The sequence below is a fragment of the Protofrankia coriariae genome, from assembly GCF_001017755.1.
In the GTDB taxonomy this organism is placed as follows: domain Bacteria; phylum Actinomycetota; class Actinomycetes; order Frankiales; family Frankiaceae; genus Protofrankia; species Protofrankia coriariae.
In genome coordinates this window covers 24,131-35,372 of record NZ_JWIO01000021.1, presented here as the reverse complement: position 1 = coordinate 35,372, position 11,242 = coordinate 24,131, and the positions used below count along the sequence as shown (strand labels likewise).

Genomic DNA, 11,242 nt, shown 5'->3' with positions numbered 1-11,242 from the left:
CCCTGCCGCTGGTAGGCGTCCCGCAGCGGCCGGTAGGTGATGTGGCCGAGGCTGGGTAGCTTGGTGCCGGGGCCCACCGAACCGAGGACGAAGCGGGGCTGGCCGGGTCGGCTCCAGAAGTCGGCAGCCTCACGGGCTATCCGGGCGCCCGCTTCGGCCAGTTCCCCGATACGGTCGGCGATGCCGTACTCTCCAAGATTGGCGAGGTTAGCCCCGAACGTGTTTGTCTCGACTGCGTCACACCCGACAGCGAAGTAGGCGTCGTGGACAGCTCGTACCACGTCTGGACGCGTCACGTTCAGGATCTCGTTACAGCCTTCGTGCCCGTCGAAGTCGTCGAGTGTCAGGCTGGCGGCCTGCAGCATCGTTCCCATGGCGCCGTCGGCCACCACGACGCGCTCGGCCAGGACGGACAGCAGATCTCCTCGCACGTCCGAAGCGTACCGGTAGCATCACCGCCGCCCACGGTCGCAGCTTGTGCTCGCCACTGGGTTCGCCCTGCTTACGGGCCTTCCGGCCGGCAATATTTTCGTCAACTGGACGGTGGAGCGGGACGGGCCGGGGCGGTCTCGCGGCATTTCTCCGACAGTGGGTCACAAGGATCCGCCGGCACGCACGAACGTAGGACGTACCGTTGCACTGTCACAGGGGCAGTGAACCGCCAGGGGGCGGCAGGAGGTGGCAGGTGATCGAGTTCTCCGATGTCGGTCAGCTACGGTCGCCGATCGTAGTGGCTGCCTTCGAAGGCTGGAACGATGCCGCGGACGCGTCGTCCGCGGCCGTCGAGCATCTGGAGTCGACGTTCGACGCGAGAGTCGTCGGCGCCATCGATCCGGACGACTACTACGACTTCCAGGTGAACCGGCCGACGGTGAGCGGGACAGGCGATGCCCGTAAGATCGCCTGGCCGACGACCCGGCTGTCGGTGGCGAGTCCGACCAGCGGCGACAGCGACCTGATCCTCATCCGTGGTCTTGAGCCGAACATGCGCTGGCGCAGCTTCACCGACGAGCTGATCGAGGCCGTGCACGCCCTGGGCGGCGAGACGGTGGTCAGTCTCGGCGCGCTGCTCGCGGACTCGCCGCACACCCGCCCGGTGCCGATCAACGGCACCGCCGGGGACGCCGGCACCGCCGCCCGTTTCCGGCTGGACGCGTCGAAGTACGAGGGTCCGACCGGCATCGTCGGGGTTTTCGCGGACGCGTGTACCCGCGCCGGGCTGGCGTCGGTGTCCTTCTGGGCCGCGGTCCCTCACTATGTGGCGAACCCACCCTGCCCGAAGGCGACGCTGGCGCTGCTGCGCCGGGTCGAGGACCTGCTCGACATCGAGATCCCCCTCGATGACCTGCCCGAGCGGGCCCGGGCCTGGGAACGCCAGGTGGACGAGCTTGCCGCCGGTGACACCGAGGTCGCCGAGTACGTCCGTGCGCTCGAGTCGAGGGAGCCGGAGACCGAGTTGCCGGAGGCCAGTGGGGACGCGATCGCCCGCGAATTTGAACGGTACCTGCGCCGTCGCGGGCGGTAGTCACCCAATCCCTGATCTGATCTTCGAACACCCTGCTCGAATGTGATATACGACACAGGGCCTCCCCGTCGCCCGTCATGGCACTCCACCGCCCGACGGCCGCCGTTGCTCGGCGGCTACTCCTCGACGACCTCGGCGTCGATGATGTCCTCGTCGTCACGGTAACGCGAGGAGCCACCGGCCGCCTTCGCCGCCCGGGCGAAAAAGCTCGTATCCGCAAAGCTCGTAGCAGCGTTTGTATCGGTGCTCGCGGCAGTGACTTTCTGCTCCGAGTCTATCACCGTCTGCGCGGATGTGGCCGCGTCCGGACGGTACGCCGTGGTCCGTTCACGCTCCTCGACGCCCGCGGGATCGCTTGCGCCCGCAGCGGCGGACGCGGCCCCGGCCCGGGCCAGCTCCGTGACCGCCCGGTCGATCTCCTCGTTGTTGACCAGGCTGCGCAGCCGCAGCAGCGCGCCGAGCACCTCGCCCTGCTGGTGGCGCAACGTCTCCAGGTTGCCGGACAGCCGCGCGATCTGCGTCTCGACGTCGGCGTGCCGCTGCCGGGCCTGAAGCCGGGACTGCTCGACCGCGTCGAAGAGCAGCTTGTCCGCCTGCTCACGCGCCCTGCGCACGATGGGATGGTTGGCGGCGGAGTCCTCGACGACCTCCTGAAGGGCCCGTTCCGCGATGCCGCGGGCACCCGCGACGATCTCGTCGGCCTCCTGCTGCGCGATGGCCAGCATGATGCCGATCCGTCCACCCGCCTGCGCCGCGGACCTGTCGGGCAGTTGGGACTCGGCGTCCCGACGGAGGCGTTCGCTCTCCAGCGCCGCCTCGGCCGCGGCCGCCCGGGCCGTCACCTGGCCCGCGTACCGCCACAGCGTGTCCAGGTACTCCTCGACCTGCTGGGGGTCGTAGCCCCGCGCCACCTCGTCGAATGTCGGCCGTTCGCCGAATGCCGGTCGTTCGCCGTAGGTTCCAGCGTCTGCCCGCTGGTAGTGGGCGCCCATCAACGTGAACATCCTCCAGGCACGACAGGGTCAAGGTACAAACCGGTCAAGGTACAACCGGGTCAAGGTCCACCCCGAGTAGCGAGTCGATGATGGCACGCGCCAGTCCGGGAGCCTCAGGGTCCTGCCCGCCCACGGTCAGCGCCGTGGCCGCCCAACGGTCGACCGCGGCGAGCGCACCCGGAGCGTCAAGATCGTCTGCGAGGTGCCGGCGGACGTCGTCGAGCAGTGGCCGGGCGTCGGGGGCACTCGCACCGGCGGTTGCCGCCTGCCAGCGGGCCAGCCGGTCACGGGCGGTGTCGATCGCGCCCGGCGTCCACTCCCACCCCACGGTGTGCCGGTGGTCGAGCAGGGCAAGCCGGATCGCCGCCGGCTGGACACCGCCGCGCAGCAGCCGGGAGACGAACTCCAGGTTCCCCCGCGACTTCGACATCTTGTGCCCACCGAGCGAAACCATGGCGGTGTGCACATAGGTGCGGGCGAACGGCCACACCCCACTGGCCACCTCGGCGTGGGCGACGCCGCACTCGTGGTGGGGAAACACCAGGTCGGTGCCGCCGCCCTGAATGTCGATGCTGTCCCCGAGATGCGCCAGGGCGATAGCGGCACATTCGATGTGCCAGCCCGGCCGGCCCGGCCCGAACGGGGAAGGCCATGAGGGTTCCCCGGCGCGTTCCGCCCGCCACAGCAGCGGATCGAGCGGATCCTCCTTGCCCACGCGCCGCGGATCACCACCGTTGCCCGCGGCCCGGGTGACCATTTCGGCATGGCTGAGGTGGGAGACCTCGCCGAAGCGGGGAGCCGCGCCGATCGGGAAATAGATGTCCTGTTCTACCGGATAGGCCGCGCCACGGTCGCGCAACTGCTCGATCAGTTCGATGACGAGGGGAATCGACTCGACCGCCCCGGCGTACACCGCGGGCGGAAGGATACGCAGCGCGGTCATGTCGGCGCGGAACAGCTCGGTCTGACTGCGGGCAATCTCCCGCCAGTCCAGGCTGTCCCGCCGGGCCCGCTCGAACAGCGGGTCGTCGACGTCGGTGACGTTCTGGACGTAGACGACGTCATGCCCGGCATCCAGCAGAACCCGGTACGCCAAGTCGTAGGTGAGATAGGTGAATGCATGCCCAAGATGCGTGGCATCATACGGGGTGATCCCGCAGACGTACATTCGGACTGTCTGCCCCGCGGCGAGTGGGCGCACGGCGCGGGTGGCCGTGTCGGAAACCCGGAGGGGTAATCCCCGGCCAGGCAGCCGGGAGCGGGAGGGAGCCGGCCAGGATTGCATACAGTCAGCGTAGCCGGACGCGCGGAACGCGCAGTCGCTTCGTGGGATCCGTGGGTCCGCGCTGGCCGGCCGGTTGGTCAGTTGGTCAGAAGGGCGGCCAGGGGATTGCCGGCCAGTCACCAGACGGCATCGGAAAACGGCGTTCGGTCAGCAGACGGCCCACTCGGGCCCGCAATCCGTTGATTTCCGCGTTGCTGAGAAGGTCCGCGAGCTCCGCCGCAAGCGGGCCGCCGAGAGCCTCCCGCAGGCAGCTGAGCAGTTCGACCTCGTCCGTGCGCAGGCGCTGTCCCCGCCACGTCCACAGCACTGTCCGCAGTTTGTTCTCGACGTGAAAGGTCACCCCGTGGTCGACGCCGTAGACGCGGCCGGACGGGGCGGGCAGCAGATGCCCTCCCTTACGGTCGGCATTGTTGATCACAGCGTCGAACAGGGCGATCGTCCGTAGCCGGGGATCATCGGAACGGGTGAGAGCGATCAGGTCGACGGTCTCGTCGACGTCGATCCACAGCTGGACCATGCCCGTCCCGAACGGGCCGCCCCGCAGCACCGTGGGCGGCACGATCCCCGTCCCGGTCTCCTCGGAGACCAGGTAGGCCGCGCGTTCACGGCCGGCCAGCGTCCCGTCGGGGAAGTCCCACAGCGCGCGTTCGCCGCGCACCGGCTTGTAGATACACCGGCCGTCGACCCCGTCCAGGCTGATCTCGCAGTACAGGGTGGTGTTGCTGGCCTCGAGCAGGCGTCCGGTGACGGTGATCTCGCCGTCCCGCAGCAGTGTGAGGGCATCGGACGCGTCGAGGCCCCCGGTGTCGGCCAGATCGGGTGCTGGCCCCGGCCGTCCAGGCGGGGTGACGTTGGAAGCGGGCTCGCTCACGCCACCCAGTCTGGACGGCCGGGCACGCGCCCGTCCCACCGTGTGGCCCACCCTGCTTATGGTTCGGCCTACGCCCCGCCGCCTACGACCGCGTCGCCCTTGTCGGCGGGGAACATCCACGGCGCTGGCAGCAGGTCGGCGACGGAACCACCCCGGTCGTTCACCCGGATCACGAACGGCCGCCGTTCGGTGTAGCGGATGATGGTCAGCGAGCAGGGGTCGATCAGTATCCGCTGGAACAGGTCGAGGTGGATGCCCATGGCGTCCGCGACGATCGCCTTGATGACGTCGCCGTGGGAGCAGGCCAGCCAGACCGCCGCCGGCCCCAGCCGGGCGTTCCAGTCCCGCACCGCGGTGACGGCCCGGTGCTGGGTGTCACGCAGCGCCTCGCCGCCGGGGCCGGGGAAGACCACCGCGCTGGGATGGTCCTGGACGGTCCGCCACAGCGGGTCGGCGGTCAGCACCTTCGTCTCCTGGCCGGTCCAGTCGCCGTAGTGGCACTCCCCCAGCCGGTCGTCGAGCGTGACGGCGTCCCACTCCCGCGTGCCCGAGCCCCCCTCGGCGTTGGTGCCGGTGCCAGGCCCGGCCCGGCTGGCGTCACCGTCCTGACCGTCCTGGGTGCCTTCGCCCTGGTCCGCGGCGGCCGCCCGCTGCCGCGCGACGATCGCCTCGGCGGTCTCCCGGCAGCGTTGCAGCGGGCTGGAGACGACGGCGGTGAGCGGGACGGACGCCAGCCGCCCGGCCAGCGCGCCGGCCTGCGCCCGGCCTCTGTCGTCGAGGCCGACACCCGGCGTCCAGCCGAGCAGGATGGAGCCGGTCACCGCGGTCAGCCCGTGGCGTACGAGCAGAACGGTGGTCACCGCGGCTGCCCGACGGTGCCCCGCACGACGATCCCTACCGCGATCTTTGCCGCGGCCTGCATGACGATCTGCACGATGCCCACCCGCGAGACGCTGTGTTGCCGGGACGAGTTCCCGGGACCTGCCCCCCGGGACCTGGTTCCCGGGATGATCGCCGTCATGGCGTGGCCGCGACCACTCCGGAAGCGACCAGAAGGAGTACCAGGCTACCCAGCGCCACCCGGTATGCGACGAACACCATCGTGCTGTGCCGAACTAGGAACTTCAACAGACCGGCTATGGAGGCGTACCCGACGGCGAAGGCGAGGATGGTCGCGATCACCGTGGCCCCGATGCCGGCGCCGCCGTCCTCGCCGATCTTGCGGAGCTCCAGCAGGCCGGAGAGCACCACGGCGGGGATCGACAGCAGGAAGGAGTAGCGCGCGGCCGCCTCCCGGGTGAGCCCGACCAGCAGCCCGGCGGTCATCGTCGACCCCGATCGGGACACCCCCGGGATGAGCGCGCACGCCTGGGCGCACCCGATGATGGCCGCATCCCGCGGCCCGATGTCGTCGACGTCGCGTTTGAGCGTGGCCTTCCGCTCGGCGTACAGCAGCGCCAGGCCCAGCAGGATCAGCGCCGCGCCGATCACCCACAGGTTGCGGGCACCCGTTTCGATCTGGTGCTGGAAGGCGAAGCCCACCAGCCCGATCGGGATCGTGCCCAGCCCGATGTACCAGCCGAGGCGGGAGTCGAGCGTACGGCGGATCTCCGGGTCCCGCAGGCCCCGCGCCCACGCCAGCGCGATCCGGCTCAGATCCCCGCGGAAGTAGATCAGGACCGCGGCCATGGTCCCGAGCTGGGTGACCGCGGTGAACGCCGCGCCGGGATCCTCCCAGTCGAAGAACGCCGGGACGATCCGCAGGTGAGCCGTACTGGAGATCGGCAGGAACTCCGTCAGCCCCTGCACGGTGCCCAGCACGACTGCTTCCAGGGCGTTCACTCCCGGTCTCCTCTGTGTGTGGCTCTGGTATACGGCACTACATGATCAACACTGGGCATGGTTGCCGTCACCGCGATCGGCACGACAGGGCCGGTGTCGATGATCGGAATACGAGCCGCCACCGCGAGACCTGCTCAGGGTAGCTGTCCCGACGCCACACGCCCGGCTGCCCGGATCTGTCGTGGCGGAGCCCGACGGGTCGCATCGACCTTAGCGGCACCTGCCCGCGGGCCTTCGTCCGAGGTTCCCCCGGGGGCAGGGGCCGTCGTTCCGCTGATCGTCCGTGGGTCCCCCGTCGCTCCCGCATCGGTCATCCGTCGGCCGCCACGCCGACGCCGGCACGGCCGGCAGGGACACCGGGACGGCCGGCGGGAAGAAAAGGATGGGAAGCGGGAAAGACGGGAAGGACGGGAACGAAGACGGCCAGGCAGGAGACAGGACAGGCAGGAAACATCCAGCATCGGACGTCACTGTCAGTAACTACTGGTGGCACGTCGGGATTCGGCGCGCAACGGCCGGTCCGTCGGCCGCTCTAGACTGCCGGCATGCCGGCCGAGACCATCTCCACCGACGCGCTACCCAGCCTGGCCAGCGACGGGGTACCAGCGGACGGCCCGGCGAACGGCACGGCCGTCGACCCGGCTGTGCTGTTCACGGCCTTCTGCGCTGCCGGGCTGTGGCCGGGTCTCGGCCGGACGACCGCGGCCCGCCTGCCCGACGCCGGGATCCGCACCCCGTCCGACGTGGACGCGACCCGGCTGGCGACCGTCCCCGGCGTCCCTCCCGCACGGGCCCGGCGGCTGGTGGAGTCCTTCTCCGCCGCCGGGGGCGCCTATGCCGCGGCCGAGCTGCTGATCCTGGCCGATCTGCCGGTCCGTCTGGTCCACCGGCTGGTCGACGAACTCGGGCCGGGGGTGGCCGACGCCCTGCGCGCCGATCCGTGGGCGTTGCTCGCCGCGGGCGAGGCGGAGCTCACCCAGGCCGACCGGCTGGCCCGGGCCATGGGTGCGCGCCGCGACGACGACCGCCGTGGCCCCGCGGTGGTCACGTACCTGCTGCGCCGGGCCGCGTCCCGCGTCGGGGACACGGCAGCGGAGGTGGGCCCGCTGCTGCAGGCCGCCGCCCGCGACGGGGTCGGGGACCCGGTGGCGGCGCTGGGCAGCGCCGTCGAGGACGGTCAGGTGGTCATCACCGGTGAGCTGGCCGCGCTCGAGCGGTACGCCACGGCGGAACAGACCCTGGCCGAGGGGGTCGCGCGGCTGCTGGCCCTCGCCGAGCCGCTGCGCCCCGGATCCGTCCGCCCCCGGCCGGCCACAGCGACCACAGCGACCCCAACGGGCGCGACACCGGCGCGTCGACCGGCCGCCGCCGACGATGACGATCTTCCTGGCATGTTCGACGCCCTGGACGACATCGACGGTCTCGATCTCGATGACGGCGAGGAGCCGGGCGGTCCCGCGGACGCCGCTGCCGGGGCGGCTTCCCCGGCAGCGGACGCGGACGGGCCCGAGGGGGCGGACGAGAACGATGAGGACGACGAGAACCTTGCCGCGGTCCTGGCCGGCCTGGACGAGACCCAGCTGCACGCCGCCCGCACCGCCCTCGACGCGGGCGTGAGCCTGCTCACCGGCGGGCCGGGGACGGGCAAGAGCCGGACGGTCGCCGCGGTCGTGCGGCTCGCCCGCGCCGCCGGCGCGCAGGTGGCCCTGGCGGCCCCGACCGGCCGGGCCGCCAAACGGCTGGAGGAGCTGTGCGAGTGGCCGGCGAGCACGCTGCACCGGCTGCTGCAGGCGCAGGGCACCTCCGGGACCTTCGCGCGCGACGCCGACAACCCGGTCGAGGCGGACCTCGTCGTGGTCGACGAGGTGTCCATGCTCGACGCCGAGCTCGCCGCGGCCCTCGTCGACGCCTGCGCGGACGGCACCCATCTGCTGCTCGTCGGGGACCCCGCGCAGCTGCCCAGCATCGGCCCGGGCCGGGTGCTGGCGGACCTGCTGGCGGCCGGGGTGGTGCCCGTGACCGAGCTGCGGCGCCTCTACCGGCAGTCCGAGGGCGGGGGGATCGCGACGCTGGCGACGGCCGTGCGCGCCGGTGAGCTGCCCCCGCCCCCGTCCGGACCGGACCGCGAGGTGGTGGTGGTGCCCACCCGCAGCACGGGCGAGGCGGCACACCGGGTCGTCCAACTGGTCACCGACTCCATCCCGCGGGCGCTGGGCATCCCGGTCGCGGACATCCAGGTGGTGACCCCCGTCCACGGCGGCCCCGCGGGGACGCAGGCGCTCAACGCCGCGCTCAAGCAGGCGCTCAACCCCGGTACCCGGGCGGGCGGCGGGTTCGACGTCGGGGACCGGGTGGTGGCCACCGCGAACCATCTCGACGACGGGTTCGCCAACGGCGAGATCGGCGTGGTGACCGCGGTCGGTGACAAGGGCGCGCTCACGGTGGCGTTTCCCGGCGGGGCGGTGGAGGTCCCGGGCGGGATCGTCGGGGACCTGCGGCACGGCTGGGCGGTCACGGTCCATCGGGCCCAGGGCAGCGAGTGGCCGGCGGTGGTGGCCGTGTTCCCGCCGGAGGCGGGCCGGATGCTGACCCGTCCGCTGATCTACACCGCGTTGACCCGGGCACGGCGGCATCTGTCGGTGGTGTCCGTCAACGGCCCGGCGCTGCGGGCCGCGGTGCACCGCTCCGGCGGCCGGCAGCGCGCCACCCTGCTGCCGGCCCTGCTCGCCCAGGAGATCCAGCCTGAGGCGGCCGACGAGGAGGGACGGCAGGCCGAAGCATGAGCCCATCCGAACTTTCCCCCGCCCCCGTGCGGGCCGCGGCCGATCAACCGGCCGACACCGACGATCGGCAGGCCGGCACTGTGAGTACCGTCTCGCTGGTGAGAGCCGACTTTTCCGGGGGCCCGGTGGCGGATCCGCCCGCGCCGGTGCCCCTCGCGCCGACAGCGGTGTCGGTCATGNCGTTTCCGTCACCGCCGCCGTCACCGCCGCCGGCGGCGGTGACGGCGGCGGTGACGGAAACGGCGGTGGCGTCGAGCACGGCACCGGCGGTGGTACCGGCGGCAGAGGCGGTGGTGGCGTCCCCTCCGGAGGCGACGTGCGTCCCGCCGGCGGCCGGTCCCGGCGAGGCCGAGCGGCCGTCGACCGCACGCGACTGGGCGGCGCACGGGGAGCGCTGGCTGCGCCGGCTGCTGGTCGTCGGCACCATCGCCGCGATCGTGATCGGGGTCATCGCCCGCTTCGCGACCCCGAGCCATCTGTGGCTGGACGAGTCGCTGACGGTGGAGATCGCCCGCAGGCCGGTCGGCGGACTGCTCGACGCGCTGCGGCGGGACGGCTCACCGCCGCTGTACTACCTGTCGCTGCACGTGTGGATCTCGATGTTCGGGACGGGCGACGTCGCCGTCCGCGCGCTGTCGGGCATCCTGTCGCTGATCACCCTGCCGGTCGCCTGGATCGCCGGCCGCCGGGTCGGTCGGGCGGCGGCGATGTTCGGCAGCGGTGACGCCGACACCCCGCGCCGCACGGGCCTTGCCGCCCTGCTGCTGTTCGCCTGTTCGCCCTACGCGATCCGCTACGGCAGCGAGACCAGGATGTACTCGCTGGTCGTCCTGCTGGTCCTGCTGTTCGGGCTGGCCCTGGTGCGGGCGTTGGAGCGGCCGACCCGCCGCCGGCTGGTGGTGCTCACCGTGGCCACCTCGGCGCTGGTCTACACCCACTACTGGACGTTCCTGCTGCTCACCACGGTCGCGGTCTTCCTCGCGGTGCAGGCGCTGCGCCGGGTGAGCTACCGCCGTCCCGCGCTGTCGGCCCTGGCGGCGATGCTCGCCTCGGCGGTGCTGTTCGCGCCGTGGATGCCGTCCTTCCTGTTCCAGATGCTGCACACGGGCACGCCGTGGGCGGCCCGGGTGCAGGCGCAGGTGCTGCTGGACACGGTGTTCGACTGGGCCGGCCCGACCTCGACCGGCGCGCTGCTCGGGGTGGTCCTGCTCGGCGCGGCCCTGCTCGGCCTGACCGGGCGCCCGCAGGACGACGGGCTGCACATCGTCCCGACCGGGCGGGTGCCCGGCCGCTACCTGGTCGCGGTGTGGCTCATCCCGCTCGTCCTCGCCTACCTGGTCAACACCACCGGCGGCAGTGCGTACACGGAGCGTTACACCGGGATCTCGCTGCCGGCCTTCCTGCTGCTCGCCGCGCTCGGCATCGGCCTGCTGCCCGGCCGGGCGCGGGCCACGCTCCTGGTCGTCGTCTGCGTGACCGGGCTGTTCGGCGGCTGGCACATGGCCCGGCAGGAACGCACCCAGGCCGGGGAGATCGCGAGCCGGATCGCGGCGCTGGCCCGGCCGGGTGACGTGGTCGCCTACTGCCCCGACCAGCTGGGCCCGGCGGTGTACCGGGCCATCGAGCGCCGTGGCGACCTCGACGTCCGGCAGATCGTCTACGCCGACACCAGCGGGCCGGCGCTGGTCGACTGGGTCGACTACGCGGAACGGATGCGACGGGCCTCCGGCGCGGACTTCGCCGCCCGGGTGAACACGATGGCCGGGCCGGGTCACGCGGTGTTCCTGGTCCGGGCGGACGGCTACAAGACCCTGGAGGGGGCCTGCGCGGTCGTCTCCGACCAACTGGCCGCCCTGCGCGACCGCACCTTCCAGGTCGACCGTCGCATGGTCTACGAGGGCGCCTCGCTGGAACGGTTCTCCACCCTGCGCTGACCGGCCG

The 11,242-nt window shown here is 72.1% G+C and carries 10 protein-coding genes; 3 read left to right on the top strand and 7 right to left on the bottom strand.

The window, feature by feature from the left end; genetic code table 11:
* Positions 1–431 (bottom strand): homocysteine S-methyltransferase family protein (locus tag FrCorBMG51_RS31290; protein WP_047223553.1); only part of this gene is annotated, 431 nt, incomplete at its 3' end.
* A gap of 254 nt (positions 432–685) precedes the next feature.
* Here FrCorBMG51_RS31290 and FrCorBMG51_RS14005 point away from each other — a divergent pair.
* Positions 686–1,525 carry a PAC2 family protein gene (locus tag FrCorBMG51_RS14005; protein ID WP_047223514.1) on the top strand — a complete coding sequence of 280 codons (840 nt, stop codon included), beginning with the start codon at positions 686–688 and terminating at the stop codon, positions 1,523–1,525.
* A 116-nt stretch (positions 1,526–1,641) separates the two neighbouring features.
* On the opposite strand, the gene FrCorBMG51_RS14000 is transcribed toward FrCorBMG51_RS14005, so the two are convergent.
* From FrCorBMG51_RS14000 to FrCorBMG51_RS13980, 6 genes are all read right to left on the bottom strand, one after another.
* Complete coding sequence (locus FrCorBMG51_RS14000) at positions 1,642–2,529, bottom strand: DivIVA domain-containing protein (protein WP_235433572.1); 888 nt, start codon at positions 2,527–2,529, stop codon at positions 1,642–1,644.
* Between the two features lie 34 nt (positions 2,530–2,563).
* Positions 2,564–3,805 (bottom strand): cysteine--1-D-myo-inosityl 2-amino-2-deoxy-alpha-D-glucopyranoside ligase, encoded by a 1,242-nt coding sequence (gene mshC / locus FrCorBMG51_RS13995; protein ID WP_047223543.1) that lies wholly within the window; start codon positions 3,803–3,805, stop codon positions 2,564–2,566.
* Positions 3,806–3,890: 85 nt separating this feature from the next.
* A complete protein-coding gene (locus FrCorBMG51_RS13990) occupies positions 3,891–4,676 on the bottom strand; it encodes an SCO1664 family protein (RefSeq protein ID WP_047223513.1) in 786 nt (261 codons plus the stop codon).
* Between the two features lie 68 nt (positions 4,677–4,744).
* On the bottom strand, positions 4,745–5,536 hold the full coding sequence (locus FrCorBMG51_RS13985) for a histidine phosphatase family protein (RefSeq protein WP_047223512.1): 792 nt from the start codon (positions 5,534–5,536) through the stop codon (positions 4,745–4,747).
* Complete coding sequence (locus FrCorBMG51_RS28260) at positions 5,533–5,697, bottom strand: hypothetical protein (protein ID WP_157180501.1); 165 nt, start codon at positions 5,695–5,697, stop codon at positions 5,533–5,535. Before FrCorBMG51_RS28260 ends, FrCorBMG51_RS13985 begins: the two co-directional genes overlap by 4 nt.
* Positions 5,694–6,518, bottom strand: a complete 825-nt coding sequence (locus FrCorBMG51_RS13980; protein ID WP_047223511.1) for an undecaprenyl-diphosphate phosphatase — start codon at positions 6,516–6,518, stop codon at positions 5,694–5,696. The genes FrCorBMG51_RS28260 and FrCorBMG51_RS13980 overlap by 4 nt, the downstream gene beginning before the upstream one ends.
* 545 nt (positions 6,519–7,063) lie before the next feature.
* Here FrCorBMG51_RS13980 and FrCorBMG51_RS13975 point away from each other — a divergent pair.
* Positions 7,064–9,301 carry an AAA family ATPase gene (locus FrCorBMG51_RS13975; protein ID WP_047223510.1) on the top strand — a complete coding sequence of 746 codons (2,238 nt, stop codon included), beginning with the start codon at positions 7,064–7,066 and terminating at the stop codon, positions 9,299–9,301.
* Positions 9,298–11,235, top strand: a complete 1,938-nt coding sequence (locus FrCorBMG51_RS13970; protein ID WP_047223509.1) for a glycosyltransferase family 39 protein — start codon at positions 9,298–9,300, stop codon at positions 11,233–11,235. Before FrCorBMG51_RS13975 ends, FrCorBMG51_RS13970 begins: the two co-directional genes overlap by 4 nt.
* The last annotated feature ends 7 nt before the right edge of the window (positions 11,236–11,242 follow it).

Excerpts from the sequence above, each read along its gene's own strand:
- FrCorBMG51_RS14000 (WP_235433572.1), bottom strand. The coding sequence starts at position 2,529 with ATGTTCACGTTGATGGGCGCCCACTACCAGCGGGCAGACGCTGGAACC.
- mshC (WP_047223543.1), bottom strand. The coding sequence starts at position 3,805 with ATGCAATCCTGGCCGGCTCCCTCCCGCTCCCGGCTGCCTGGCCGGGGA.
- FrCorBMG51_RS28260 (WP_157180501.1), bottom strand. The coding sequence starts at position 5,697 with ATGACGGCGATCATCCCGGGAACCAGGTCCCGGGGGGCAGGTCCCGGG.
- FrCorBMG51_RS13975 (WP_047223510.1), top strand. The coding sequence starts at position 7,064 with ATGCCGGCCGAGACCATCTCCACCGACGCGCTACCCAGCCTGGCCAGC.